This is a genomic window from Bacteriovorax sp. As-1, from assembly GCF_058446905.1.
This window is the reverse complement of the sequence record NZ_CP184341.1, coordinates 2417326-2442487: the sequence shown is the minus strand read 5'-3', so window position 1 is coordinate 2442487 and position 25162 is coordinate 2417326. Positions and strand designations below refer to the sequence as shown.

Here is a 25162-nt window from a genome sequence, read left to right as displayed (position 1 = left end):
CAGAGATATAGTATGAAAAAATACCTTCTCCTCTCTCTACTGGCCCTCACCTCTTGTTCTTACTTTATCGAGACAGTCGACAAGAACTCGGTGGTGAAGGCGCCAGTCGAAAAGAAAGTCTCTATCGTCTTCTCTCACAATATCAGCGGTGAAACTCATCCGTGTGGCTGTCGAAACTTCCCGCTTGGAGGTCTTCCGCAGGTTGCCGGGCTTTTTGCTGATATTTCAAAAGACAGTGAGCTCATCTACGTTGATACGGGTGACACCTTCTTTCCTTCATCTGTAGTTCCTGTAACGATGAAGGACTCGCTGACTTTTGCCGGAGAAAACCTGGCCCTTGGTTTAGAGCAAGTTGGTCTTAAGTACTATCTTCCAGGAGATCAGGACTTTGCCATGGGACTTACATTCCTTCAGGGAATTGCTAACACCAGAAAATTTGAGTTTTTAATTGCCAACCTAAAAGATGAAAATTTAATCAAACACAAGAAGTTTGCTGTTATTGAAAGAAACAAATCAAAAATCTTTTTAGTTGGGTTGGTTGATCCTGAAGTTTTTAACGGCCCTCATGCTGATTATTTTATGAAACCAGCGGACGCCCTTCCTGGGATTATGGAAGAGCTTAAAGCGGCCGGATACGAAAAAAATAATGACTACCACCGTTTAGTTATCCTCTCACATGCTGGGATTGACCCTGATAAAGAATTGGCTAAGGCCTACCCATTTGTGGACTGGATTATCGGTGCTCACTCTCAAAGCTTTCTTCGTTACTCGGTTGATGAAGGAAACGTTAAAATCGTTCAGACGCTTTCTAAAAACCACTACATCGGTGACATTAAGATCGACGTGAACTCAAAAAAGCAAACTGACACCTACGAGCTTCATGAAATCCGTGATGAACTAGAAAGAAAGCTCTCTCCCAACCCAATGCGCTCATTTATTGATGACCACAAAACAAAAATGAATGACCTGCAGATTAAAGAGCAGGCGAAGATGGGAATGAGTGATATTTTAAATGCTGAAATCCACAAGGATGTGAAGAAATTTAAAACAGCGGCAAGCTGTATTGAGTGCCACAAACCTCAGACTGATTTCTGGCAAAAGACTCCGCACTCAATCGCCTACACGACTTTAATCAATGTAAAAGAGCCGAATAATCTCTCTTGTATTGGTTGCCACTCTCTAGGACTCAATGATCCAAAAGGTTATACAACTCAGAAAAATATGGTGGCATTTAAAGGTAAACCATTAAAGACGTACTGGGATGAAGTGCAGAAGATGGGCGCACACGTGGAGACTGTTAGAAAGCTTCCACCAGAAGAGATCAAAAAAGTTTCTGTGAAGTGGTTTGCTCTGGATAAAAAAGCTGGTGTAAAAAGTAACTTCGCTAATGTTCAGTGTTTAAACTGCCACACGCAAGAAGACGCTCACCCGGTTCGCACTGAACCAAAATTGGCAGAGAAGGACCGCGAGTTCAACATTAAAAATAAATGTCTTGGATGCCACACTCCAGATCAGTCACCTGAATGGTATGAAAGTGGAATTAAAGTAAACGCAAAATTCGAAGAAAGTTATAAGAAAGTCAGCTGCCCTAGGATGTAAATCCTAGGGTACGTTTTTAAGCCTGTATCCTACCCCTGATTCATTCTCGATAATTTCCCCTGCTCCCGCATGGACTTGATCAAGTTTTTTCCTAATCTGGCCAAAATACACTCTTAGGTAATGGTTGTGCTCAACAGAGTTGGGCCCCCAGATTTCTTTTAAGATCATGCGGTGAGGAACGAGCTTTTCTCCATTTTTTAAAAGGAGTTTTAAAAGATCGTATTCAGTTGAGGTAAGTTTTAATTCATGGTTGTCGTAAGAAACCTTGTGTGTTGCCTGATTTAAAGAAAGTTTTCCAAAGTTAAGAACCGGTTCAGTCTCTTCAGTTTTTGAATGGCGAAGGGCCACGCGGATTCTCGCCATCAGCTCCGGTAAGCTAAAAGGCTTTGTCAGGTAGTCATCTGCGCCATTATCAAGGGCCTGAACTTTATCTTCATCAGCGTCTCTGACCGTGAGAAAAATCACCGGGACACTCGACCACTCACGAAGCTTTTTTAGCACTTCAATCCCATTCATATCCGGAAGACCGTGGTCGAGAATGACCAATCCAGGGCGAGCTTCAATCACTTTCTGAAGAGCTTCATTTCCGTTATGGGCCTCCACCACTTCAAATTGATTGGCCTCAAGAGAAACCTTGAGGAATTTGCGGATAGATGTTTCGTCATCGACGACCAGGATTTTGGTGTTCATATTCAGTCTCTTGGTTAGGCTTCTTGATTAACCAAATTTTTAGGCACCTGTTTTTTTGGAAGCTTGATCTTGTAACAAGCTCCACTATAAGTATCACTCAATTCAATGCTTCCGTCATGAAGTTCGATAATACTTTTTACGATCGCAAGCCCCAGACCAAGACCTCCGGCCTTTGAATTTGGGAGCCTGAAGAATTTCTCAAAGATCTGGTCTTTATATTCTTTAGGGATTCCCGGGCCGTTGTCATAGAAGTAAATGTCGAAATAATCTTTAGAGGCCTTATCATTAACGACGAAAGTCATTTGTGCTTCGGTTGCCGCATAACGGACAGAGTTTGACACTAAGTTGGCAAAGGAATGCAGAAGAAGAGTGAAGTCTGCTTCGATGAGGCCACTTAAATTTCCTTCGCTTTTTAATGTTACTTCACCTAAATCATTTTGCGCTTGAGATTTTAATTCATGGAAAAAGTCTTCAAAGCTAAACCATTCTTTCTTTAGTGCCAGGTCTTCTCTTTCCAAGCGGCTTAAATCCAGAAGGTTTTCGACTACGCGATTTAAGCGCTTAGCCGAAGACACGATCTCAGATGTGAGGATGTTTCTGGTTTCTGCATTTTCTCCAACTGCTTTTTCTTGTAGAGCTGAAGCCGAGCCAATGAGAGCTGTAAGAGGCGTTCTCATTTCATGAGACACTGAGTTTAAAAGAGTCTGGTGAAGCTTCTTGGAAGCTTCCGCCAGTCTTAATTCATGAACTTGTTTTCCATAGATCACTCTTTCTAGCGCAAGTGAAGCTTGCTTCATCAACGTATCAATTAAAACTTCCTGGTCAATACTCAGGAGTTTCTTTTTGTCATTCGGATAAAAAAGCACTGTTCCCAGGACGTTGTTTTCTCCCGATAGAGGCATACTGATACAATCAGCGGCCGAGAGTGTATCTGTCGACCAGCCGGCCTTTTTATTGTGGTGGTATGACCATAAAGCTACTGAGTAATCTTTTTCGTTTAATAAAATATTATTCACCAGGATTTTTTCTTTCAAGTCGCTGACTAAAATTTTAATTCCTGATCCAAAGTGGTCTTCCAGTGTCCCTTTTAAAAAGGAAATGATTTTCTTTTCGTCACCTTGTCCTGACAGCTCTTTGGTGAATTCATAAAGGGAGCGAGTCTGCTTTTCTCTTCTCTCCAGGATTTCTTCCTGCTTTTTAATTTTTGAAGTGAGCATTCCACCCACTAAGGCAGCAATAAAATACGAGACAACCATCAGGATGTCTTCTTTTGCCTGGATATTAAAAGTAAACTGCGGTGGGATAAAAAAGAAGTTCCAGATAAATGCACTTAAGAACGCGCAGTAAATCAGCGGGCCTTTAGTTAAAAATGTTGAGAAAAAGAGCATCGCCACTAAAAAGAGCGAGCCCATTGAACGGTATCCCATAAAAGGAGAAAAACCGTAACCAACAATTGAGAGCCCGAGCATCATCCAGCTTGCCCCATAGTAACTATAAAGCGAAGAGGTGAATTTCGGGAGATGTCTTAAAAATTTAGATGAAAAACCTGTGTAAACCGGGAGCCTTTCTGACCTGATCACATGAATGTCTACTTCACTCTTAGAATTCACTAAACGATCCAGCAGGTTTCCTCGCTGGAAAAGATCTTTAAACAATCTCTTATCAGGGCGCCCCAAGAGAATCTGGGTGATGTGTTTATCATGACAGGTTCTTCTAATGGCATTGAGAATATCAGTGTCCATGCTGGTGATAATTTCACCACCTAAATCCTGGACCATATCAATATTCGTTCTTAATTGCTTTTGATCGGCTTCAGTCAAGGTCACCCCGGTTTGCACGTAAAGAGCGTACCAAGGGCAATCAATCAGCGAGGCCATTCTTCTGGTCGCGCGAATCAGTCGCTCCGAATGTGGGCTGTGACTGATTCCTACCAATAATTTTTCATTGGTTTTCCATGGGCCACTTAGACCTTTTAAAACCATTTGGTCTTGCAGGTCGTGGTCAACTTTCTGAGCAATGTATCTTAGGGCGAGCTCGCGAAGAGCAATCAAATGCTCGATCTTAAAAAAATTCTCAGCGGCCCTTTCTGCTCTATCGCCAAGATAAACTTTTCCTTCTTTTAAACGCAAAAGAAGCTCATCGGGAGAGAGATCGACGATTTCAACTTGATCAGCGAGGTCAAAAAAGAAATCCGGCACAGTCTCTCTAACATTAACTCCTGTAATTTTTAAAACGGAGTCTTTGATACTTTCAATGTGCTGGATATTAACTGTCGTATAAACGTCGATACCGTGATTTAAAATTTCTTCGATATCCTGATAGCGTTTTTTATGTCTCATCGACCCGATGTTAGTGTGGGCAAGTTCGTCTACTAAAACCAAATCAGGTTTTAAGCGCAGGACTTCTTCCAAGTCCATCTCTTCGACAATGGTGTTTTTGTGCTCAACTTTTAAACGCGGGATTTTTTGAATGTGATTCGTAATCACTTCCGTTTCAATACGCCCATGAGTTTCAACGATACCGATAAAAACTTTATCACCGCGATTAACTCTCTCTATCCCGGTTTTTAACATGGCGTAGGTTTTTCCCACGCCAGGACACATTCCTAGAAAAATTCTAAGTTTCCCTCTGACAGTTGATGTCTCCAGGCGGTTGATGGCCTTTAAGAGCATCTCGGGATTCGGGCGCTCACCATTATCGTTCATCGATGATGTTCTCCAATTTCATGTTCAACAATAACACATTTACTCTCTCTTCTCCTAGGAGTCCAAACTGTCTTTCTTCAATTGCATCCTTCACCATTTGATTAAGAGCGTCTTCATCAATACCGCGAGACTTGGCAATTCTTGGAACTTGTAGATAAGCGGCCTTAGGTGTAATGTGCGGGTCAAGACCACTTCCAGAAGTCGTCAAAAGATCGAAGTCCAATCCTTGAGCCTTGCGTTCAGCAACAGCTTTTTGATGGTCCTTGTTTATAAGTGCATAGTTAGAGCCTGTAGACGCTGAGCCGTTGTAACCGGCCGCCGAAGGTCTGGCCCAAAAGAATTTCTCTTGAGTAAACTCCTGTGCGATAAGTTCTGAACCCACTTTTTGGTGGTCTACACTCAGGAAACTCCCATTGGCCTTGTCGTGAAAAAAGGTTTGAGCAATCCCCATAACCACCGCTGGATACACGCCACCGAGAATCACGGTCATAACAGCAAAACATAGAATTGATTGTCTTATTAATTTCATAAGTCCCTCTTAAAAAGCACTAATCAGCATATCAATAAGCTTGATGCCGATAAATGGAGTGATGAGACCACCAACTCCGTAAATTAAAATATTTCTTTGCAGTAAAGCTCTTGCTCCGACAGAGCGGTAAGCGACTCCTCTTAAGGCCAGAGGAATTAACGCCACGATCACCAGGGCATTAAAGATAACAGCACTTAAAATCGCCGACTCGGGAGTTCCAAGCTTCATGACGTTTAAAATAGAAAGTGGTCCATCGTTGTGGTGGACGGCATAAAGACCAGCAAAGAGTGCCGGGATAATCGCAAAGTATTTGGCCACATCATTAGCGATACTGAAAGTTGTTAAGCTTCCTCTGGTCATGAGGATTTGTTTTCCTGTTTCAACGATCTCAATGAGCTTCGTTGGGTTGCTGTCGAGGTCAATCATGTTACCTGCTTCGCGGGCCGCTTGAGTCCCGGTATTCATCGCCACTCCGACATCGGCTTGCGCCAGGGCCGGCGCATCGTTAGTTCCATCCCCAGTCATCGCCACCAGGTGGCCTTTTTCCTGTTCTTCTCTGATGCGCTTTAATTTCATCTCAGGTGTTGCCTGGGCCATGAAATCATCGACACCTGCTTCAGCGGCAATGGAAGCGGCCGTTAAAGGATTATCCCCAGTGATCATGATGGTTTTAATTCCCATGCGGCGAAGTTCAGCGAATCTTTCACGGATGCCATTTTTAACGACATCTTTTAAATAAACCACACCAAAGACGTGCTCGTTCTCACAAACAACGAGAGGTGTTCCACCGGCCCTTGCGATATTTTCGCTGGCGCGTACGATGGCCTCTGGCATTTGCCCGCCAAGAGAGACGACAAATTTCTCAATGGCATCAACGGCCCCTTTTCTGATTTGGGTTTTGCCGCCATTCATATTGATCCCGCTCATTCTGGTTTGTGCCGTGAAAGCAACAAACTCTCTGTCGGGGGCAAGGCTTAATGACTCAAGCTCACTGTATTTATTTTTTGCAAACTCGATGATCGACTTCCCCTCTGGAGTGTCATCACTCATTGAAGCTAAGTATGAAAGTCGATACATTTCTTTTTCACCGATATTAGGGGCAGCGATCAATTCACTGGCCATGCGGTTTCCGTAAGTGATGGTCCCTGTTTTATCGAGAAGAAGAATGTCGATGTCTCCGGCAGCTTCGACCGCGCGCCCACTAAGGGCAATAACATTTTTTTGGATTAAGCGGTCCATTCCTGAAATCCCGATTGCACTTAATAATCCACCAATGGTTGTAGGGATTAAACAAATCAGCAGAGAAACTAAAATAGGAATAGAGACAGATTCTCCTGCGTAATCAGCAAAAAACTTTAAGGTTACGACTGCGGCCAGGAAAACTAAAGTTAGTGCCGTTAATAAAAGAGAAAGGGCAATTTCATTGGGAGTCTTTTGTCGGCTTGCGCCCTCAACCAGAGAAATCATACGATCTAAAAATCCTTCTCCCGGGTCAACAGAGATTTTAACCACAATGCGGTCGCTCAAAACTCTCGTCCCACCAGTTACCGCACTTCTGTCTCCTCCGCTTTCGCGGACAACTGGTGCTGATTCACCAGTAATCGCTGATTCATCAACTGAAGCTAAACCTTCAATGATTTCCCCGTCGGCCGGGATGATGTCGTTGGCCTCACAAACGACTAGATCCCCTTTACTTAATTCAGTGGCATTGATCTTTGTTTCCACTTTATTTTTTAGGAGTCTCGCAACAGCGTGTGTGCGAGATTTTCTCAAGGATTCCGCCTGGGCCTTTCCTTTTCCTTCAGCAATCGCTTCAGAGAAGTTGGCAAATAAAACTGTGAACCAAAGCCAGATGGAAATCTGGAATTCAAACCAATTGAAGCCGTGAGCGACAAGGGTGATGGTCGTGATCAGGGCACCTAGTCCAGTAATAAAGATGACTGGATTTTTTATCAGGGTTTTAGGGTTCATCTTTTTAAAAGAGTCACCTATCGCCTGCATATAAATTTCTTTCGTTAAGATTTTCTGTTTCATATAAGTCTCGTTTTAAAAAGTTTTCTCTTGGATAAACATGATTTGCTCAATGATTGGCCCTAGGCTTAATGCCGGAAAAAATGTCAATGCGCCAACAATGACAATGACTCCGACTAATAAGAAGACAAATAAAAAGTTATCGGTCTTAAAAGTCCCTACTGATTCTGGCATGATTTTTTTCTGTGAGATGTTCCCAGCTAATGCCATAACCGGAAGGATGACGGCAAAACGACCGATCAACATTGAAATCCCCAGTAGTGTATTGAGAATGGGAGTGTTGGCCGAAAGCCCGGCAAAGGCACTCCCGTTATTTCCAGCTGTCGATGTAAAGGCATAGAAGATTTCGCTAAAGCCGTGAGAGCCTTTATGCATCAAGCTCGACATAATTGAGGGAGTTAATAAACTAAAAGCTGTCCCAAAAAGAATAACAAAGCTTGGAGCAAGAATCCCCATGATGGCCATCTTAATGTCAAACGCTTCGATCTTTTTCCCCAGGTACTCTGGTGTTCTACCAACCATAAGCCCGGCGATGAACACAGTTAAGATGACATATAAAAGCATCCCATAGAGACCACTTCCCGCTCCACCAAAAATGATTTCCCCAAAGAGCATGTTGAGCATGGCGATTCCACCGGCCATAGGAGTAAGAGATGAGTGCATAGCATTTACTGAACCGTTACTTGCGGCAGTCGTGAATGTTGACCACAAAACAGAATTAGTCACACCAAAACGGACTTCTTTTCCTTCCATGGCATAATGATGAGCTGTCAGTGCATTGCTTTGAAATTCAGACCACAGGGAAATCCCCAGTCCTAACACTAAGACAATCAGCATGGCTGAAAAAAGAATCCATCCCTCACGAGGTTTTCCTAACATATACCCAAAAGTCATCGTCAATGCTGCTGGGATGATGAGGATCGCCAAAAGTTGCAGGAAGTTTGAAAAAGGAGTTGGGTTCTCATACGGGTGGGCACTGTTGGCATTAAAAAATCCCCCACCATTTGTTCCCAATTGTTTAATCGCTATTTGAGAGGCCACTGGCCCTTGAGCAATCACCTGCTCTTTACCCTCTAATGTTTTAACAGTGACTGGAGCACTTAAGTTATCGATCACTCCTTGAGAAGATAAAAGAACGGCCCAAAGAACTGCCAATGGAAGAAGGATGTAAATCACCGAGCGGTTGAGATCCACCCAGAAATTTCCCAGCTTCTTTGACTGGTTATTTTTAAAAGAGCGGATGACCACCAACATAACTGAGATACCAGTGGCCGCTGATAAAAAGTTTTGTCCTGTCAAAGCAACCATCTGTGAAAAGTGACTCATCGTCGCTTCTCCGGCATAAGACTGCCAATTGGTATTGGTCATAAAACTCACGGCGGTATTGAAAGCAAGGTGCCAGCTTAAGTTTGGAAGATTGGCCGGGTTAAGTGGCAAGCTTCCTTGAAAAAGCAGAACGAAAAAGACAAAAAGAAAACCGATAAAGTTAAAAGCTAAGACTGCTTTTAAATACTGCGACCAGGTCATCTCCTCTTTTTCATCGACTCCGATTAGGAGATAAAGCAATTTTTCAAAAGGTCTGGCAATCTTCCCTAAAAGTGTAGATTGACCAGAAAGCGACTTATGAAAAAAGGCACCCAAAATCGGTGTAAAAAGAATAAGGAAAAAAAGCGCAATGATGACTTGTAACAAATCATAACCATTCATAGGGACTCCTAAAATTTATCCGGAAAAATTAAGCAATAAATAAGATAGATGAATGTGAGAGCGGCAATGGCGCCCACGATAGCAAAATCCATAAAAAGACCTCCGTTAAGACGTCTTTAGAATAGCCAATCACGGATCAAGATTTCATCAAAAGCCCATGATGAGGAGTAAAGATTTAGTAAAGAAGGGCGTAAACCTAGGGAAGTGCTTCTACATATTTCAAGAATTCTTGTTGATATTTCTTGTTTTCCACATAGAAGACGTCCCCATGCCCGCGGTTACTGAAGGTCCAGAAATCCTTCTTTGGGGACGTGGTGATACGGTTGTACAATTGTTGCCCCAATTTGTAAGCTATCACGAAATCCTCGGTTGAATGGATAGATAAAACCGGCATAGTCAAGTGAGTAAGCTTCGGGTCAGCTGTATATGAGTTAGTGATAATGAGAGACAGAGGCCAGAATGTTTTTTCGCGCGCCACTTCTCTTGGCGATAAAAAAGTTGAATCTAAAACCAGAAGAGCAATCTCATCTCTGTGCTTAAAGTCTTCAAGGGATTTCAGAAGGATCGCTCCTCCTAAACTTTGCCCGTAGACAATAAAGCGTTTAAAACCGCCTTTTTTATACTGCTCATAAGCGTAGTTTAAAAATGCCAGTCCATCTTCGGCCACTCCCTTTGGTTCAGGTTTCCCTTCACTAAGTCCATAACCGCGGTAATCGAAAATAATGCTGTCATAGTCGTAATCCATCATCCAAACAGAGTTGGCAAAATGAGACGTCAGGTTCTGGGCATTGCCATGAAAATAAAGCACTAGGTTTTTAGGATTTTTATTTTTTGAGAACATTCTCCACGCTGAGAGTTTTGTTCCATCAATAGAAGGAATTGTAAAAGCTTCAAACTTCACTTTAAACTGCTCAGGAGTCGCATACAGGTAATTATCCGGCTGGTAAATAATCGAACTACAGCTTGTGAGAAAGAGACACAATAAAACGATTTTAGAAATAGTGCCCATAACTCACCTCATGAATAATTGTGTTTTTTGAGAAACTTCCAAAGCGAGAAATGACCGAACTTTCAAAACGCACGTCTTGTTGGCGGTCAAAAAAAAGTGAATGTTTAAGAGTGACTTTGTTGTAGTAGTCCTCAGAGATTTTTTTAGTGGCATCAAAACGAAGCTCGTCAATAAGTCCGATTTTATACTTATTTCCAAGTTGAGCATAAAAAGACACTTCGGCCGCAGGTCCTGCTCTAAAACCTTTTTTCAAGTGAGAGCTCACCTCTCCAAAAGCTCCGGCCATAAAACTCGCGACGGTGTTTTTTCCTCTCAATGTCACTCCCCCATAAGCGTTGGCATTAACTTTATGGCAAAGTGAGCAGTCTAAGTCGTAAAGCCTTTCACTTGAAACCTTTGCTCTCCATGAAAGCTGAGGATCATAGAAGCGGTATTCGTGAAGAGAGATAAGATCCACTAAAACCAGTTTGTCGTAATCGAGCTTTTTGTTTTTTACATCGTAAATGAATGAACCTGTTAAAAAATCAAATTGAGAAAAAGGATCGAAGCCTTGATCGCGGGCCATGAGGTCATGGTATCCCTGCTTTAATTCAAATCCCATGAGTGTCGTATGATTTTCCACGCGGGCAAAAACCGAAATCTTTTGTGGGTCGTGAGAGTTCTCCGGCATATTGGTCTGGTCGTAAACTTCTTTGACGATTTCAGCTTTTGGCAGTTTGGCCCTTTTAACCAGCGCTGCTCTTTGAAGCTTAGCGAGCTTTTCATTGAGTTTATTTTTTGTTCGGTAGTGAGTGAAATCCAAATAGGCCACAACAGCGTCGAGCACTTTAGGATTATTCACATCCTCTGGAAGAACTTCATCATCGACAATCTTTTTAACTTGCGCCACTTCTTCAGAAGACAAATGCTCCCACATCTTGGCCACTTGCTTTTTCAAACTCGCGCGGTAATTTGTTGAGGCCACTCTCCCCGGAGTTTCTTCAAAGTGTTTAACCATTTCCCCTGGAAGATAATACCAGCGCGCGTGGACATTGACCTTGTCGTCATCTTTGTAAGCGACAGACAAAAGATCAGCGAGAACAGCTGAGCAGTTTTCATCGGCAAAGTAATAATCAAAATACGTCGTCTGATACAATTCCCACAGGTGATTAATTAAGCGGTCGCGTTCAGCGGGAGTCATATTGAGATTGTATTCAATCAAATCCCTCGACTCTCCATTGTTGTATTCATTAACTTTCGTGTAGTACTTAGTGACTTCAAAAAGCCCTTTATATCCTCCGAACATTCCTTTAAAAGCGAAAATGAGCCCCATATCTTCTGTTTCGGGAACGGCAGAAAAAGCGACAGCGTAATCAAGAAGATCGTTGGACTTTCCTTTTTGGTTCAGTCGTAAAAGTGTATGGCCAAAAAGTGATGAGGGATTGTTAGGATATGAAGATGAGAAAATGAGAGTCACTGATTCAGCATTAAGTCCCGCTTTCCATTCGTCGAACACCGGACATGCAATGTCCGGAACACCACTGAGCAGTCCTTGGGCCTTTAAGAATTCATATCTTTCACGAAACACACACTGAGCAGGATAACCAAACCAGCCAACTTTCGAATCAAGCTCGTGAAAGGCCTGTATCGTCCAATTAAGTTCAGCTTCTGGATTAGTTTTTCCATCAGGAGCAAAGAAAAACTTCTCGCCATCGACTTGAGATTTACCGTTTTTGTAATGAAGGAGTTTGAGCCAGTATTTGTGATCGAAATCTAAAGACGCTGCCGAGGCGGGCCCGGCAGCGATTAAAAAATTAGATAAGAGAACAAGAAGCAGAAAGTGTTGCATTGTTTCTGATTTCAGCCTTTACGTTGTTGTAAAGTTCTACACCAGAAGTGTTTGCCGATGGTAGAACTGATTCATATTTTGCTTGAACCATTGAACCAAAAGCTTCTGCGTTTTGACAACCGAAAACACCAGCAAATCCAGCTACGAACTCACCGTTTCCACGAGACATTTCAACTGCTAGTTGGTTCATGTTCGCTTCAGCAAAGTGGATTCCTTTTGCGTCGTTTTTAACGATTGAGTGCTTAGCACATCCAGAAGTTCCAAGAGTCATTGCGATTGAGTTAGAGAAAGTCGCGTTAACTAGTGATCTTGTTGAAGAAGATACTAGAGATTGCTTTGGAGCTACTTCGTATCCCATACCGCATCCAGATGAAGTATCTGCTGCAAATACTGAAGAAGCTGCTACAAGTGCGAAAAGTCCGATAATAAGTTTCATTTAAGTCCTCCTTGAACTATGAAAGTTTTCATAATGAATAGGTTCAGGTATATTGGCTTAAAACTCAATAAGAAAACTACGAATGAAAGAAAAAATTATCCTCGGTATCGAGACTAGCTGTGACGACACTTCTTTTGCCCTTTTAAAAGGGAATCCCGATGATCTTTCGGAGAAGCCGACACTCCTGGCCCACCAGTCATTTTCCCAAGAATTAATGCTCCAAAAATGGGGAGGAGTCGTGCCAGAAATCGCTGCGCGCAACCACCTCGAGAAGATCACTCCGCTCTTAGATTCGTGTTTTAAGACTGCGGGTGTGAAAATTACAGATGTAAGTCTCATCGCCGTGACAACTCACCCAGGCCTATTGGGCCCCCTCCTAACTGGAATTAATTGTGCTAAAACTTTGGCACTGCTTCATAATCTGCCAATTGCATCGGTAAATCACTTATATGCGCACCTTGAGGCCATTCACCTCACTGAAAGCGTGCCATATCCGTACTTAGGTTTACTGGTAAGTGGTGGCCATAGCCTTTACTTAAAAGTCACAAGTCCGACTTCATTTGAAATTCTGGGCAACACCATTGACGATGCTGCTGGAGAGGCCTTCGACAAAGGTGGAAAACTCTTAGGTCTTGGGTACCCTGCTGGAAAAATCATTGATGACCTCGCTGTTAACGGCGATCCAAAAAAATACACCTTCCCTATTTCGATGCTGGACTCTGGAGATGCGACTCTAAGTTTCTCTGGTGTAAAAACATCGCTTAGAAATTTCATTGAAGCTAACCCAGAAGGAAGCTTCAAAATGGAAGATGTGTGTGCTTCTTATCAGTATGCCATCGTTGAAGCACTTTCAAGAAAATTAAAAAAGGCCCAGGACATTGCTGGCGCTCACGACTTGCCAATCGTTGTTGGTGGTGGAGTTGCTTGTAACTCAAGTCTTCGCACAACTTTAAAAAACAATTATAAAAATGTTCACGTCGTTGCTCCTCGCTTTTGTACAGACAACGGCGCGATGATCGCTAACTACGCACTTAGAACTTATCACGATGCCATTTCATTCCCAGAATGTTTAGGACTGGATGCCCGCGGACAATTTGTTTCTAAGAAAGAGAAACTTGAGCACCAACGCAAAGGGGATAAACTTTAATGAAAATGGAACTCCCTTTAGCTAATAAAAGCCTAGGCCAGCACTTTCTTCGCGACAGTGGCGTGATCGACAGAATCTGTTCAGATTTCAAAGGACAAGCAGAAGCTGTTTTAGAGATTGGCCCGGGCCCTGGGATTCTCACTGAGTTTCTGGCCCTCAGATCAAAGAGTGAAGGTCTTCCATTTTTTGTTATCGAAAAAGACGACCGCTTTCCTCCTTACCTTCTGCAATTTATTAGCGATAATCAAATCACCATGACAGATGCACTAGCTGTGCATCTGAGTGCTTTTTTAAAAGAGAAGAATATCGACCAGAAAAATATCTGGTTAGTGTCTAATCTTCCATACAACATCAGCACTCCGCTTTTAATTAACTTCCTGCAGGCGCCGGAAATTAAATACATGACTTTGATGTTTCAAAAAGAAGTGGCCGATAAGGTCTTTCCTTTTTCGACAACAAAAAATTATATGGGATCTCTTTTGGCCATCACGCAAACATACTTTGATTGCAAGCTTCTGTGTAAAGTTCCTCCCGGAGCTTTTAACCCACCTCCGAAAGTTGACTCGGCCGTTCTCACAATGTCTCGTCGTGAAACGCCACTTGTTCCACTCTCAGAGTTCCATGCGCTGGAAAAATTCCTTCGCCTTCTCTTCTCACAAAAAAGAAAACAGCTGGGTGGGATTTTAAAAGCAAGCTTTCCGCTTCCACTTATTGAATCAAGCTTTAATACGCTTGGGATTCCTTTAACGATCAGAGCAGAAGCTCTGGAGCTCAATCAAGTGATCGAACTTTATAGGATGTTAAAAAAATGAAATGGATTCTTCTACTTCAATGCTTACTTGTAACGAATGCTTATGCTGCTTACCCTGAATTATTCGGTGCGAGTTTTTCAACCAGTGGGATTGGAAACCAGGCCAACTTAAATGCCAACGATCCAAGTAACAACTACTACGCTCCATCGGTGCTTGGTTTTTCTGATAAGTTTAACGTTCTAGCGCAAGCGACATCGACAGCGACTCATTTTAAACCAATCAACAATATCGTTGTCACCAACAGCACCAACTCAACGAGTGGGACAACTTACGGAAGTGCAAAAACGGATTACCAAAAGTTTTACGGAAGTGCTCTTCACGCGGCCATACCTGTTGGTGGAAAAGTTCACTTAGGAACTCTGGCCCTTTCGATTTTCATGCCTATAGGCCACCTGACACAAACCAACTCTGGGGATGCTTTCCTTCCTGAGTACGTCATGTTTCATTCGCGCTACCAAAGAACATCATCTTATTTAAACTTCGCTCGCAAGTGGAGTGATGACTTCGCCTGGTCTCTGGGAGCAATGTTAGGTTTTCAAGCGACAGCTGAAGTTAAAACAAATATGAGCTTAAACGGGGCCAGCTACGGATCATGGGCCAAGGGTCAGGCGAAGGTTTCCCCTTCAATTGCGGCCATTGCTTCTGTGACAAAAATGTTTGATACCAATTCGGTGTATTTCACTTATCAGCAAGAAATGAAGTCGAACTTAAAGACGACAGTATTTGGGGAAATCACAAACCCGAACCTGGCGCTGATCAACTCGACACTGACATCGATGATTTACTATGACCCACACACTTTCCGTTTAGGTTCAACATACATTGTGGGCGATGCCGAGCTTTACGCCGGTCTTGAGTACCAGATGTGGTCAAACTACAAAACACCGATCATGAAGGTTGAAAAAACATCGGGTGCAGTTGTTCCAAGTAATAACTATGAAAAAATCACCACTCGCGACACCATCAACCCTCGCCTTGGGATCAAATACAACTGGACTGACCGTTGGAGTACTCTGCTTGGAGCTCAATACCGCATGACTCCACTTAAAGGAGATTTTTCACAAGCGGGTAACTCTATTGACGTAGACACAGTTGTGGGAACTGGTGGAATCCAGTACCGCATGGTGATTTGGACAAAAGATGTTCACTTAGGAGCAAGTCTCCAGTATCATCATCTTCTGGAAAAGCACGTCACAAAAGCTGACGGGCAAGAAAATGGAACAGCAGGCTCAAAACTTGGGGCCCCTGGATACGACATTGGCGGCTATATAATCGCCGGAACTTTTGGAGTGAAATTTAATTTCTAATGAAGATAATTGGAACAAATAAACGTGCAGGCTTTGACTACTCTTTAAAGGAATTCTTTGAAGCAGGAATCGTTTTACAAGGAACGGAAGTTAAAGTTCTACGCGAAGGCAAAGTTAACCTGGGCGAAGCCTATGTCGTAATCGACGGCGAAGGTGAAGTGTGGGCCTACAACGTGTTAATCCCCCAATACGCCTTTGGAAATATCCACAACCACCAGGAAGCAAGGGTTAAGAAACTCCTCTTAAACCGACTGGAAATCAACCGCATTTACCACACGATGAAAACTCAGCAGATGAGTTTAGTTGTCACTAAAATTTATTTTAAAGACTCAAAAGTAAAACTAGAGTTCGCTCTGGCAAAAGGTAAAAAACTTCACGACAAACGCGAAAGCGATAAAGAAAAAGATGTGAAGAGAAAACTTCAGCGCGGAAGTTACGACGAATAGTTAGGCCTTCTTCTTTTTAGCAGAACCCGACGACTTTCCACCGAAGGCCATAGCGATCACGAGACCTGCAATCAGTCCTCCCATCGTATAGCGCATCACGTACCAGAAAGATTCATCCAGAAACCCCTGACTGAAAAAGCCTGAGACTGCCCCCACAAAATACCCCTTAGTCAGTACATTCCACCAGTCTAACTGCCCAATTAATGGATAAGAAGGCCTAAAATAAAGACCTAGGGCCGTTGCTGATATAGTGAGAAGGAGAATAATGACTATTTTCTTCATGAGTCAATTATCACTTATTTTAAAATTTATTCACTAAAAAACTATTCATTGAGTTCTAAAATTTCTAAACTTTTTGGCATGAAATTACGTCTTTCTCTTCTACTCATCGCTTTTTGTTTGAGCACAGCTTATGCCGACGTCGTGTCTTTTAAAGCACCCGAAGTTAACGGCAAAATCCGTGTTTCAAAAAACCTGATCCTCACAGACTGGCAAGCAGTGATGAGCTGCCACTTTGATGTCAAAGGTGTGAGAAAAGAATCGATTCGTTACCCGCAAACCATCCTGAAAAAAACAGCGACCGATGAGTACTCACTCTTTGTAAAAAAAGGTTCGCTTTCAGAAATGCTTCCAGGGTGGAGACTTTTAACCTGTGCATATAAAATCATTTTAATCGGAAAAAATACTGAGCTAGAAAGAAGTATCATGGGAGAGCTCTATCTCCTGGGGCAAGAGAGCGGTGAAATGGATTCAAACGATTTAAAAGATATTCAAAACAAAGAATTTGTCGCGAAAGTGATTGCGGATAAAACCCGCGAGATCAGCCTCGTCATCTCTCCTGAGGGTGGAATTGAATCTAACTAGAAAGCAACAAAAGATCCTGGCGATCACTCTTAGCTTTTTAAGTGACCTCACACTTATGGCGTGGCTTTATTTTATGGCCACTAATTATAACAACTACAACAGCATTGCGGCCAAGAGCATCGACTCTCCCGATTTTCAAATCCAGCTCTATAAAATCCTGCTGCAAAGCCTGACATTTTTCCTGCTGGTTTTTATTCTCGCTCAGACTATTGTCTATGCTCTGGCGATCAAGAACTTTAAGGCCGCTTTTTTATACCTAAAATTTTTTTCTGTTGCGGGATTCGCGGCCTTCTTTTTTATTACAATCATGCACTCAGGCTTTGGCCTTCTGCCGATGATCATCTACCTTTTTGGCTATTACGTTTTCTCTAAACTCTTTAAAGAATCATCGGCAGTAGTGCAAAAGTAGCCCCGATCGCCCAGACGACAATTGAAAAGATCGTAATACGTTTTGACCACAGACGAGCACTAGTGCATGCGCGCGCTTCATTGGGGTCAATCGGGCAAGGAAGAAACCTCGCCCTGTATTGCATGTAAGAACTAATTGCCAGCATGACAAATGATGATGAAAAAACCAGGAGTTTATTTTCAGAAAGCCAGATGAGTCCAGGAAAGGCCGAAACCAATCCCACCATCGTCGCCCCCAATCCAATCGACACCAGTAGTGCGGGAAGTGCACAACACACCAGCGTACTCATAGATGTGAATAAACTGAAAAAAGAAATCCAGATATTTTTTTGTAAATCACTATTTGGTTTCAATTTTTTCTACTCCGTATCCTGCGTCCGTTAGAAGTTTTTCAATGCGGGCATTGTCTAGTTTCTGATTGTCAGCAAGCTCTAAACTTACTAAGTGTTTTCCCAGATCCACGTTGACGTTTTTTACGCCTTCTTCTTTAAATTTTTTTGTAATCCCTTGTGAACAGAACGAACAAACCATTCCTTTTACCGTGATATCAATTTTATCTCCGGCAAAAACGCTTCCTGACATAAGTAATGTAGCTAGTAATAATGTTTTCATGAAAATCTCCTGCCTAAAAGTGCACCATAAAGTTAAATTGTGAGTCCCCTTTCATCGTCGATCCAAACTCCAAGAGGATGTTGTGATAGAAGAGTCTGATAAAAGGAGTGAGTTTATATTCATCAGTCATTTTGTTGGATTTATCGGCCTGTAAAATGAACCAGGCATTCATTTCGTTAAACTCTGCCAGGTAAGGCGCGAAGCCTGCTCTGACTTTCGTTTGATAGATATTGCGTTTTGAATCTTTATGAGAGACAAGAACGTCCTCTCTAAAAGAGACGTAGTATTTTCTCGACTCCCAGTCCGCTTCTAAAGCCGCCCCTGTTGTGTTCTTAAAAGAAGAGTTAACTTTTTCCCCTCCGTGCCCAAGAGAAAGATAGATGTTGGCCTGTGAGTCCAGCTCATTCCATCTTTTAAGCAGGTAATTCACTTGAGGCATATAGAATGTTCTTTCTCCATCGCGTGTATCCATTCGCAAGTAGCGGGCCGCAAGTGAAAACTTGGAAGTATAACTATGAGTCAACATCCAGTCGCTCATCTCCTTACTATTCCAGGTCATAATTGATGTGGACCCAGCATAGGCCACCGGGTGGGCATGGGCCTTTTCCCCCATGAAAATTGATAAAAATAGACCGGTAACTGTTAAAAATTTGGTGAACACGTCCGCCCCTTGCTATGATAAAGCTAGTATTACCCCCTATACGTCACATCCTGAAGGTTTGTGACGTATGCGTTTACGAGAGAGGAAAACGCTGGCCAACTTAAAAGCGCTTTCGGCGGAGGAGCTTATGCTCATCTACCAGACACATTCACCCACAGAAGCTTATGAAGCTTTCAGCGAGCTTTATTCCCGCTACTGCGGACGTGTGTTTAATTTCCTCTTTAAGAAGACCAGGAATCAGGCAGAGAGTGAGGATTTGCTGCAAAAAGTGTTTCTCAAGATTCACGAAAGCAAACACCTCTATAAAGATAAGTTTAAATTTGAGCAATGGCTTTTTGTCATCGCCAGAACCCAGGCACTGGATCACTTTAGAAGTGCCAAGAGATATAAGGATCGACTTGATAAATACTCTCCTGACATCCAGGAGGAAAGCATGGTGGACACCAGCGCCCTCGCCTCTCTCGAGGCCGATCAAGAGGAGCTTCTGGCCATGAAGTTTATCGACGACCTCTCTTATGAGGAAATCTCACAAGTGCTGGGTAAAAGCGAAGTCTCTTTAAGAAAAACTGTCAGCCGTCTTATGGCAAAATTGAGAAAAGGTGAAGCCCTATGAATCAAATTCCACCATCAGTGAATGAAAAAATCCTAACGAGTGTGCATGCAAAGCTACACCCAAAAGTTAGCTATCTTATGGGAAAAGTTTTTCTTGCTCACATTCTTTCTTCTATCATTACGCTTTCAGTGTGCCCGCAGTTTGGTTTTAAAATTTTTAAGCTTCCTATCAACCTGATGCATACGTTTATGGTTTTTGGGCTCCCTGTCTGCAACTTTCTCTGCGGACTTTTCTTTACAACCACATCAATGCTCATTGCCAGTATCGTCCTTAACCGTGACGAAGTCAGGGCCTTAAGACATAAAGAAGTTCTTGCAGCTTCTGTTTTAATCTTAAGCTCCATTGGATTCTTCGGGATTATGAACCCTAACCTCTTTATCGAGTTCTCTCTTCTATGGCTTTTAGGAGCTGTGTTGGGAGTGATTTTAACGGTAGAGATCAGTTCGAGAGTTCTGGCCCGCGCTTAGATTCCAAAATCCGGAATAATGAATTTTGTTTCTTCTGGCATTGTCCAGTCTGGAAGTTCTCTGTTTTTCTTTAAAAGCACGTTTTGTCCGGCAAGGGCCAGAAGGAAAGAATCAAAAGCGCGCGGATTTTTAACCAGGATTTCTAAGTCGTGGTTGTAGATAAAGATATCCAGCTTGCTTTCAATTTTTTTAATCGTCTCAAGACGGGTTTCATAACCTAAGTCGATGTCAGATAATAGCTCAACGTCTTTTTTAAGGATGATTTTAGACCTTAGAAGCTCAACGATAATAATGTGAGCATTGGCCTCAAAAAGCTCCAGCTCCTTCGGGAAATGGCGCTTAATATAGTTAAAACGGAAAAGAACCATAAGAGAGACGTTCCCAAAAGAATCAAACGATGTGTTAAACATCTCTAAAATCTGGTCGTAGTAGTATTTCCAAACCCAGAAATCCAAAGTCCTGTTCCAGTATGGAAGAAATCCTTTTTTCAGGCGTCTTTTAAATGAACGCGATAAAAGATGATGGGCCGTCTCTTTTGAAAAGATGTCGCGGTTGTAGACGATTTCGTCGGCCTTGTTTCTTTCCTGTTCGTATCTTTTTGGATTTTCATTGATGAGTTTTTGGTCTTCATCAAGAAGGTTTTTAATTTTTTCCTGAACAACGTCGATCTTTTTTTCAGCATCGCTCGCACATTCAATCGCTGGTTTTGAAAGCGGGAAATCAACTACCAGTTGTTTAACATCATAGTTATTAATCCAGGCGTGAATAGCGTCGTCGTTGTGATTAACTTCTTCGTCTTTAACCGGAAGAAGTGATTTAAGAAACCATCGTTTGCTGTCTGGATAGTATTCAAGAAGACAGAAGTAGAAATTATCATTTCTACCACCTTTCATACTTAAGCTTCCGATGTTATTTGTATCCATTAAAGTGGGCCTTCTACATTAAACGTCAGTCTCTTCATTTGGAATTTACCAAGAAGCTGATCGATATACTCACGGTCTCCCGGCCTATGGGTAATCAGGAAACATCCGCCTCCACCTGCACCACAAATTTTCATTCCAAAATGCGCTGACTGATCTTTTAAAACCATGTGCAGTTGATTCATATTCGGAGTCAGGATTCCCGGGAATAATTTTCTTCTTTCTTCCCCTTCCGCTGCAATTAAAGGAATCAGATCGTTGTATCTCTTTTCCTTAATCGCTTTAAAAGCTTCATGAGAAAGGCGGGCGATTTCTCCAAGACCATGTCTTACATTTTGGTCTTTGTTAAAGAAGGCCTTATAGACTTCCCAATTATTGATTCCTGAATTTCTCGTCTCACCCGAGTAAACAAGAGTGATGTGATTTTCTAAAACTTCTTTTAATTCTTTTGAGTAAAGCTGCTCCACATGAACCGCTCCCGGGCGTGGAACTAATCCTAAAACTCCCCCGAATAAAGCTGGGTAATAATCCTGGTATCCGGCCGGGCAATCAATGATCAGGGCCTCTAGTGCGTTGATCTTTTGAATGGCTTCGATTCTGTTGTATTCGATTCCCAGGTATTTTGAAATAGCAGCATAACAAGTTACACCCATCGCTGATGAACCACCAAGACCTGCTCCCGGAGGAGAACCAGACTCAAGCTCCATACGAACGTTTTTTGTTAAAGCAAATAGATTCAGGATATGAGCGATGAATGTTAAGTTCCCGAAGAAATTCTTCTGAAGATTCTCTGCTGTGAAATCAGCACGGTTAAACTTATCAGTAGTCTTATAATCTTTTGAAACGATTTCCACTCCATCAAAATCGATGTGAGTGATTTTTACTTTTGCTTTAAGAGATGTTGCCAGGTTTAACGTCACTACATTTGGCAAAATAAGATTGATAGGGATAAGGTCCAAAGTCCCCCCTAACAAATCTACGCGAACAGATCCTTCTACTAGTACTTCCTTACTCACCATAAACTCCAATGTATGGAAGTTCACGGTAGCGCCCATCAAAATCCAAACCATATCCAATAACAAATTTATCTTCGATATCAAAACCTAAGTAATCAATCGGCACCTCTACTTTCAGGCGCGCTTTCTTTCTTAGTAGTGAACAAAGCTTTAAGCTCTTCACGTTTTTTAATTTCATGTGTTTTAAAAGAAAACTAATCGTGAGTCCCGTATCGACGATGTCTTCCACCACGATCACGTTCTTTCCTTCCAGTGACTGTTTAACGTCCATGCGGAACGCTACTTCACCAGAACTGTTTGTCCCCTCGTATGAACTCAGAGAAACAAACTCGATATTAACTGGAGTATTAATGTGACGGACGAGATCCGCACAAAAAATAAAAGAGCCGTTTAAAACTCCGACAACCACCACATCCTGACCTTGAAAGTCACGATTGATCATGCCAGCGAGTTCTTTCACGCGCGTCTGGATTTGTTCTTCAGAAATAAAGACACCAATAGGAGCAGGCTTTGTCATCCTAATACCCTGTGCGAGGAGGATTGATATTGCCTACTAGTGTACTATAAATTTTGTGTTTTGGAACGAGACTCGTTTAAATTCACAAAGAATGCTAACTGGTCCTGGTCTTCACCGAAGAAATCGGCATGAGCACGGCAGCGTGCCTCATAAAGATCAGTTTCCCCAACGAGAACCTGGTTAGTGTTTTTTGGATCTTTTCTAAATGTCTTAGAAGCAGGTGCTCCGCACACAGTACAGATGGCCTGAATCTTAGTGACATTGTCAGCGATCGCCAGAAGGTTGGCCATTGGACCAAACGATTTCCCCGTATAATCCTGATCAAGACCGGCCATAATGACACGAATCCCACGGCGAGCAAGTTTCTCAACTACAATTGAGATGCTCTCGTCGAAGAATTGAACTTCATCAATGCCTACAACTCTCGTTGAATCATAAACCTTTTGCAGGATTTCGATAGAAGAGTTCACTGGAGTCGCTTCAATTGAAAGTGATGAGTGAGAGACAACTTCTGTGTCGTGGTATCGGTTATCAATTGCTGGTTTGAAAATTTGGACTTTTTGGCGAGCGATCTGCGCTCTCTTTACTCTTCGAATAAGCTCTTCTGTTTTACCTGAAAACATAGGTCCGCAAACGACCTCAATACTTCCAGAACTACCTGGCATCCCTGCAAATAGAGTCATAGATCTCTCCCCAAAATGTCTCAAAAATATCGTAACAATTGTGTGTGTGTTTTCTCATCTTGGCAGATAGATGACCCGTTTTCAATCGGGTTTAGGCCTTCAAATTCTAACATCAATAAAATTTAAGTTGTTAGATCAGGGATATAAGAAACGTGAAGTAAGACGCGACGAGTATAGTCGTTAAAAACATCAAAAAAAGTGGAGTCAGAAGCACTAAAAAAGCTTGCACTCGAGTAAAACCCAGCTTAGCGCGAAGGCCACTAAAGAGATAATAACCCATCGTCAGAATGCTTAAGATATTTCCGAAAATCGGGATGATTAAAAAAAAATTGGCAGTAAAAATTGAATTGAGCAGCTCTTCTATTTCAATATCGAGTGAGCGCTCTCCATCGTATTCAAAAATCTGAGCATAAAATCTTAAAACGTAGGCCCAAAATTTAAAACCAAATTGAAAAATGAAGGGATAAAAGATCACTTCAAATAAGGTCATCATCAAGGAGATCTTTTGGAAAGTCACATTGATGGATTCAAAAAGTAAATGAGAGAAATCGGCCGAATTAGACAGATACTCGTAGCTTTTGATTCCCAAATAAAGGGCGAAGATCGAGTAAAAAGCATAGATCATATGCAGGGACCATGAAATCCCCATCACTTCAAAATAAGAAATCCTCTCGCCTTCCACCGATCTTTGCGTTGGTCTCAGGAAGGTCTGGAAATATAAAGTGAGAGAGTGAATCATTTTTTAGGGCCTACAAAATAGTCTTCGTATCTTATACTAAAAGGAAGTTTTTCGCCGACCAGATGGTGAACCATGACTTTGTTATCCAGGTCGACAATAATCGCTTCATTCTCTTCCAGAATAACACTCAAATGCCTATTATCAAACTGAACTCTCAGGATATTTTTCTTGAGTAAATCAGTTGGACTTATATCCAAATCATTGACGTGATTGCCTTCCATTTTAAAGAACTCAATCAGGCGTTTAAATTCCAAAGCTCTAATTGATGCTTCAGTGTATTTGTTGTTTGTCGGAAGAACTTTGAAGAGCTCTTTATCTTCCACTTTTACCGTTTCAGTTTTCCCATCATAAAAAGAAACGCTCAGGTTATAACTCTTTTCTTTTGGAGCAATCACTTTGCGCCAGAAATCCTGAACATTGACGAAAAAGTACTGCGCGTCTTCAGGCTTTAATTGATAGACGATATTATCCAGACTCGTCTTTAAAAAGTAGCCGTTATCTTCGCCGTACTTCTTATAAACACTCAGCGTGTACTTGCGATTTTCTCTATCGACCACTTCAAACTGTGAAAGGATCTCATCTAATAAGGCCGGGTTGGCCGGATAATAAATGCTCTTTCCTTCCAGCTTTGAAAGGAACTGGTGAAAAGACACCCAGTTTTCATCAAAGTATTCAATGCCCTTTGGAGGGGCCGGTTTTGTCGTCGAATCTTTAAAAGAAATTGAATAGGCCTTATTTCTAAACGTCGCAATCCTGATGGTTTCAAAATTGATTTTATCCTCTGGGTAACTAAAATCCCTGAAGACTCTGGTGTCGTAGAAATACTTGTTAGTCAGGAAAAAAACGACTTGGAGCCTTTTAAACTTGGCGTCTGATCTTTTGTATTGATCATCGCTCTCATAAACTCCAGGGTCCGGTGATTCATCACTCACGATCACGATCTGCGATTTATTATCGCGCACAACCTGCATATAAAATGTCTGGTCATAATCAAGCTTTTTTCCCAGTATAAAAGTCATTTGCCCTTTATCAAAGTTAAAAGTCATCTTCATCGAAGGGTCTGGGATATAAAAACTCTCGCCGACTTTGGCCACTTCTTCCTGATTGAGGAATGTCTTAACTTTTAAACCGCCTAAGATCGTAAAAAACTCGTTTAGTCTTTCTTCCCTTAATCTCATGTTGGTTTCTTTATCATAAAAGAAACCTCCACGACGTTCAAAATTGAGTTTGATCCCCTGAATGCTGGTGATTTCTCCCAGTCCTTCAGAATTTAAAAGCGCATTTTTTTTGGCCTCAGTGGCCTCTTTAATCCTGTTGCTTCTTTCTTCAAAGATATAAGTCCCGGCCAGTGCAATCACTAGAATGATAAAGAGTGCCAGGTTCTTATGTTTTAAAATTTTTTCTTTCATTACTTCC

Annotated in this window: 28 protein-coding genes; 9 read left to right on the top strand and 19 right to left on the bottom strand. The window is 42.1% G+C overall.

The genetic code is table 11. From position 1 onward, the window contains the following. Nucleotides 1-12 precede the first annotated feature (12 nt). Nucleotides 13-1599, top strand: a complete 1587-nt coding sequence (locus ACN20O_RS12240; RefSeq protein ID WP_491634209.1) for a multiheme c-type cytochrome — start codon at nt 13-15, stop codon at nt 1597-1599. A 3-nt stretch (nt 1600-1602) separates the two neighbouring features. Here ACN20O_RS12240 and ACN20O_RS12235 read toward each other — a convergent pair whose 3' ends face one another. From ACN20O_RS12235 to ACN20O_RS12195, 9 genes are all read right to left on the bottom strand, one after another. Further along, the gene (locus ACN20O_RS12235; RefSeq protein ID WP_491634208.1) at nt 1603-2289 is read right to left on the bottom strand and encodes a response regulator; all 687 of its coding nucleotides are present in this window, start codon (nt 2287-2289) and stop codon (nt 1603-1605) included. A 14-nt stretch (nt 2290-2303) separates the two neighbouring features. Beyond that, nucleotides 2304-4994 (bottom strand): ATP-binding protein, encoded by a 2691-nt coding sequence (locus ACN20O_RS12230; RefSeq protein WP_491634207.1) that lies wholly within the window; start codon nt 4992-4994, stop codon nt 2304-2306. Continuing rightward, nucleotides 4984-5523, bottom strand: a complete 540-nt coding sequence (gene kdpC / locus ACN20O_RS12225; protein WP_491634206.1) for a potassium-transporting ATPase subunit KdpC — start codon at nt 5521-5523, stop codon at nt 4984-4986. The genes ACN20O_RS12230 and kdpC overlap by 11 nt, the downstream gene beginning before the upstream one ends. 9 nt (nt 5524-5532) lie before the next feature. Beyond that, a complete protein-coding gene (kdpB, locus tag ACN20O_RS12220; RefSeq protein WP_491634205.1) occupies nt 5533-7557 on the bottom strand; it encodes a potassium-transporting ATPase subunit KdpB in 2025 nt (674 codons plus the stop codon). A 12-nt stretch (nt 7558-7569) separates the two neighbouring features. Then, nucleotides 7570-9261, bottom strand: a complete 1692-nt coding sequence (gene kdpA / locus ACN20O_RS12215) for a potassium-transporting ATPase subunit KdpA (RefSeq protein ID WP_491634204.1) — start codon at nt 9259-9261, stop codon at nt 7570-7572. A gap of 8 nt (nt 9262-9269) precedes the next feature. Next, a complete protein-coding gene (locus ACN20O_RS12210; RefSeq protein ID WP_102242586.1) occupies nt 9270-9353 on the bottom strand; it encodes a potassium-transporting ATPase subunit F in 84 nt (27 codons plus the stop codon). A 104-nt stretch (nt 9354-9457) separates the two neighbouring features. Next, on the bottom strand, nt 9458-10270 hold the full coding sequence (locus ACN20O_RS12205; protein WP_491634203.1) for an alpha/beta hydrolase: 813 nt from the start codon (nt 10268-10270) through the stop codon (nt 9458-9460). After that, on the bottom strand, nt 10254-12098 hold the full coding sequence (locus ACN20O_RS12200; RefSeq protein WP_491634202.1) for an Lnb N-terminal periplasmic domain-containing protein: 1845 nt from the start codon (nt 12096-12098) through the stop codon (nt 10254-10256). Before ACN20O_RS12200 ends, ACN20O_RS12205 begins: the two co-directional genes overlap by 17 nt. After that, nucleotides 12064-12534: a DUF3015 family protein gene (locus tag ACN20O_RS12195; protein ID WP_102242583.1), complete on the bottom strand. Its 471-nt coding sequence runs from the start codon at nt 12532-12534 to the stop codon at nt 12064-12066. Before ACN20O_RS12195 ends, ACN20O_RS12200 begins: the two co-directional genes overlap by 35 nt. Nucleotides 12535-12616: 82 nt before the next feature. Between ACN20O_RS12195 and tsaD the strand changes: the two genes are divergently transcribed. The 4 genes from tsaD to smpB are packed head-to-tail and all read left to right on the top strand — an operon-like array spanning nt 12617 to nt 16246. After that, nucleotides 12617-13681 (top strand): tRNA (adenosine(37)-N6)-threonylcarbamoyltransferase complex transferase subunit TsaD, encoded by a 1065-nt coding sequence (tsaD, locus tag ACN20O_RS12190; protein ID WP_102242582.1) that lies wholly within the window; start codon nt 12617-12619, stop codon nt 13679-13681. Next, nucleotides 13681-14493 (top strand): 16S rRNA (adenine(1518)-N(6)/adenine(1519)-N(6))-dimethyltransferase RsmA, encoded by an 813-nt coding sequence (gene rsmA, locus ACN20O_RS12185; RefSeq protein WP_491634201.1) that lies wholly within the window; start codon nt 13681-13683, stop codon nt 14491-14493. The genes tsaD and rsmA overlap by 1 nt, the downstream gene beginning before the upstream one ends. Continuing rightward, a complete protein-coding gene (locus ACN20O_RS12180) occupies nt 14490-15800 on the top strand; it encodes an OmpP1/FadL family transporter (RefSeq protein ID WP_491634200.1) in 1311 nt (436 codons plus the stop codon). Before rsmA ends, ACN20O_RS12180 begins: the two co-directional genes overlap by 4 nt. Next, nucleotides 15800-16246 carry an SsrA-binding protein SmpB gene (gene smpB / locus ACN20O_RS12175; RefSeq protein WP_102242579.1) on the top strand — a complete coding sequence of 149 codons (447 nt, stop codon included), beginning with the start codon at nt 15800-15802 and terminating at the stop codon, nt 16244-16246. The genes ACN20O_RS12180 and smpB overlap by 1 nt, the downstream gene beginning before the upstream one ends. Here smpB and ACN20O_RS12170 read toward each other — a convergent pair whose 3' ends face one another. Continuing rightward, a complete protein-coding gene (locus ACN20O_RS12170; RefSeq protein ID WP_491634199.1) occupies nt 16247-16528 on the bottom strand; it encodes a hypothetical protein in 282 nt (93 codons plus the stop codon). 78 nt (nt 16529-16606) lie between these two features. On the opposite strand from ACN20O_RS12170, the gene ACN20O_RS12165 reads away from it, so the two are divergent. Together ACN20O_RS12165 and ACN20O_RS12160 are read left to right on the top strand one after the other, a co-directional pair. Next, complete coding sequence (locus tag ACN20O_RS12165; protein WP_491634198.1) at nt 16607-17110, top strand: hypothetical protein; 504 nt, start codon at nt 16607-16609, stop codon at nt 17108-17110. Beyond that, nucleotides 17097-17519 carry a hypothetical protein gene (locus tag ACN20O_RS12160; RefSeq protein WP_491634197.1) on the top strand — a complete coding sequence of 141 codons (423 nt, stop codon included), beginning with the start codon at nt 17097-17099 and terminating at the stop codon, nt 17517-17519. Before ACN20O_RS12165 ends, ACN20O_RS12160 begins: the two co-directional genes overlap by 14 nt. Here ACN20O_RS12160 and ACN20O_RS12155 read toward each other — a convergent pair. Genes ACN20O_RS12155 through ACN20O_RS12145 form a run of 3 tightly spaced genes read right to left on the bottom strand, consistent with a single transcriptional unit; the run spans nt 17488 to nt 18791 of the window. Continuing rightward, nucleotides 17488-17871, bottom strand: coding sequence for a hypothetical protein (locus tag ACN20O_RS12155; protein WP_491634196.1), 384 nt, complete (start codon nt 17869-17871; stop codon nt 17488-17490). The two genes, ACN20O_RS12160 and ACN20O_RS12155, sit on opposite strands and share 32 nt — an antisense overlap. Next, nucleotides 17858-18130, bottom strand: coding sequence for a heavy-metal-associated domain-containing protein (locus ACN20O_RS12150; protein WP_491634195.1), 273 nt, complete (start codon nt 18128-18130; stop codon nt 17858-17860). Before ACN20O_RS12150 ends, ACN20O_RS12155 begins: the two co-directional genes overlap by 14 nt. 13 nt (nt 18131-18143) lie before the next feature. Further along, a complete protein-coding gene (locus ACN20O_RS12145) occupies nt 18144-18791 on the bottom strand; it encodes a hypothetical protein (RefSeq protein ID WP_491634194.1) in 648 nt (215 codons plus the stop codon). Between the two features lie 67 nt (nt 18792-18858). Between ACN20O_RS12145 and ACN20O_RS12140 the strand changes: the two genes are divergently transcribed. Then, complete coding sequence (locus ACN20O_RS12140) at nt 18859-19404, top strand: RNA polymerase sigma factor (protein WP_491634193.1); 546 nt, start codon at nt 18859-18861, stop codon at nt 19402-19404. Then, the gene (locus ACN20O_RS12135; protein ID WP_491634192.1) at nt 19401-19871 is read left to right on the top strand and encodes a hypothetical protein; all 471 of its coding nucleotides are present in this window, start codon (nt 19401-19403) and stop codon (nt 19869-19871) included. Before ACN20O_RS12140 ends, ACN20O_RS12135 begins: the two co-directional genes overlap by 4 nt. Here the strand turns inward: ACN20O_RS12135 and ACN20O_RS12130 are convergent. The 6 genes from ACN20O_RS12130 to ACN20O_RS12105 form a co-directional block, all read right to left on the bottom strand. Further along, on the bottom strand, nt 19868-20794 hold the full coding sequence (locus ACN20O_RS12130; RefSeq protein WP_491634191.1) for a hypothetical protein: 927 nt from the start codon (nt 20792-20794) through the stop codon (nt 19868-19870). The two genes, ACN20O_RS12135 and ACN20O_RS12130, sit on opposite strands and share 4 nt — an antisense overlap. Continuing rightward, a complete protein-coding gene (locus tag ACN20O_RS12125; RefSeq protein WP_491634190.1) occupies nt 20794-21750 on the bottom strand; it encodes a GHMP family kinase ATP-binding protein in 957 nt (318 codons plus the stop codon). The genes ACN20O_RS12130 and ACN20O_RS12125 overlap by 1 nt, the downstream gene beginning before the upstream one ends. Nucleotides 21751-21799: 49 nt before the next feature. Next, complete coding sequence (gene hpt / locus ACN20O_RS12120; RefSeq protein WP_491634189.1) at nt 21800-22324, bottom strand: hypoxanthine phosphoribosyltransferase; 525 nt, start codon at nt 22322-22324, stop codon at nt 21800-21802. 44 nt (nt 22325-22368) lie between these two features. Next, on the bottom strand, nt 22369-23007 hold the full coding sequence (locus tag ACN20O_RS12115) for a thymidine kinase (protein ID WP_491634188.1): 639 nt from the start codon (nt 23005-23007) through the stop codon (nt 22369-22371). Between the two features lie 130 nt (nt 23008-23137). Further along, a complete protein-coding gene (locus tag ACN20O_RS12110; RefSeq protein WP_491634187.1) occupies nt 23138-23746 on the bottom strand; it encodes a hypothetical protein in 609 nt (202 codons plus the stop codon). Continuing rightward, complete coding sequence (locus tag ACN20O_RS12105; protein WP_491634186.1) at nt 23743-25155, bottom strand: hypothetical protein; 1413 nt, start codon at nt 25153-25155, stop codon at nt 23743-23745. The genes ACN20O_RS12110 and ACN20O_RS12105 overlap by 4 nt, the downstream gene beginning before the upstream one ends. Between the last annotated feature and the right edge of the window lie 7 nt (nt 25156-25162).

What these genes read in the sequence shown, in the direction of transcription:
- kdpA (WP_491634204.1), bottom strand. Translation starts at nt 9,261, where the DNA reads ATGAATGGTTATGATTTGTTACAAGTCATCATTGCGCTTTTTTTCCTT.
- ACN20O_RS12170 (WP_491634199.1), bottom strand. Translation starts at nt 16,528, where the DNA reads ATGAAGAAAATAGTCATTATTCTCCTTCTCACTATATCAGCAACGGCC.
- ACN20O_RS12205 (WP_491634203.1), bottom strand. Translation starts at nt 10,270, where the DNA reads ATGGGCACTATTTCTAAAATCGTTTTATTGTGTCTCTTTCTCACAAGC.
- ACN20O_RS12105 (WP_491634186.1), bottom strand. Translation starts at nt 25,155, where the DNA reads ATGAAAGAAAAAATTTTAAAACATAAGAACCTGGCACTCTTTATCATT.
- tsaD (WP_102242582.1), top strand. Translation starts at nt 12,617, where the DNA reads ATGAAAGAAAAAATTATCCTCGGTATCGAGACTAGCTGTGACGACACT.
- ACN20O_RS12230 (WP_491634207.1), bottom strand. Translation starts at nt 4,994, where the DNA reads ATGAACGATAATGGTGAGCGCCCGAATCCCGAGATGCTCTTAAAGGCC.
- ACN20O_RS12135 (WP_491634192.1), top strand. Translation starts at nt 19,401, where the DNA reads ATGAATCAAATTCCACCATCAGTGAATGAAAAAATCCTAACGAGTGTG.
- smpB (WP_102242579.1), top strand. Translation starts at nt 15,800, where the DNA reads ATGAAGATAATTGGAACAAATAAACGTGCAGGCTTTGACTACTCTTTA.
- ACN20O_RS12140 (WP_491634193.1), top strand. Translation starts at nt 18,859, where the DNA reads ATGCGTTTACGAGAGAGGAAAACGCTGGCCAACTTAAAAGCGCTTTCG.
- hpt (WP_491634189.1), bottom strand. Translation starts at nt 22,324, where the DNA reads ATGACAAAGCCTGCTCCTATTGGTGTCTTTATTTCTGAAGAACAAATC.
- ACN20O_RS12165 (WP_491634198.1), top strand. Translation starts at nt 16,607, where the DNA reads ATGAAATTACGTCTTTCTCTTCTACTCATCGCTTTTTGTTTGAGCACA.
- ACN20O_RS12130 (WP_491634191.1), bottom strand. Translation starts at nt 20,794, where the DNA reads ATGGATACAAATAACATCGGAAGCTTAAGTATGAAAGGTGGTAGAAAT.
- kdpC (WP_491634206.1), bottom strand. Translation starts at nt 5,523, where the DNA reads ATGAAATTAATAAGACAATCAATTCTATGTTTTGCTGTTATGACCGTG.
- ACN20O_RS12110 (WP_491634187.1), bottom strand. Translation starts at nt 23,746, where the DNA reads ATGATTCACTCTCTCACTTTATATTTCCAGACCTTCCTGAGACCAACG.
- ACN20O_RS12240 (WP_491634209.1), top strand. Translation starts at nt 13, where the DNA reads ATGAAAAAATACCTTCTCCTCTCTCTACTGGCCCTCACCTCTTGTTCT.
- rsmA (WP_491634201.1), top strand. Translation starts at nt 13,681, where the DNA reads ATGAAAATGGAACTCCCTTTAGCTAATAAAAGCCTAGGCCAGCACTTT.
- ACN20O_RS12210 (WP_102242586.1), bottom strand. Translation starts at nt 9,353, where the DNA reads ATGGATTTTGCTATCGTGGGCGCCATTGCCGCTCTCACATTCATCTAT.
- ACN20O_RS12235 (WP_491634208.1), bottom strand. Translation starts at nt 2,289, where the DNA reads ATGAACACCAAAATCCTGGTCGTCGATGACGAAACATCTATCCGCAAA.
- ACN20O_RS12150 (WP_491634195.1), bottom strand. Translation starts at nt 18,130, where the DNA reads ATGAAAACATTATTACTAGCTACATTACTTATGTCAGGAAGCGTTTTT.
- ACN20O_RS12200 (WP_491634202.1), bottom strand. Translation starts at nt 12,098, where the DNA reads ATGCAACACTTTCTGCTTCTTGTTCTCTTATCTAATTTTTTAATCGCT.
- ACN20O_RS12115 (WP_491634188.1), bottom strand. Translation starts at nt 23,007, where the DNA reads ATGACTCTATTTGCAGGGATGCCAGGTAGTTCTGGAAGTATTGAGGTC.
- ACN20O_RS12195 (WP_102242583.1), bottom strand. Translation starts at nt 12,534, where the DNA reads ATGAAACTTATTATCGGACTTTTCGCACTTGTAGCAGCTTCTTCAGTA.
- kdpB (WP_491634205.1), bottom strand. Translation starts at nt 7,557, where the DNA reads ATGAAACAGAAAATCTTAACGAAAGAAATTTATATGCAGGCGATAGGT.
- ACN20O_RS12180 (WP_491634200.1), top strand. Translation starts at nt 14,490, where the DNA reads ATGAAATGGATTCTTCTACTTCAATGCTTACTTGTAACGAATGCTTAT.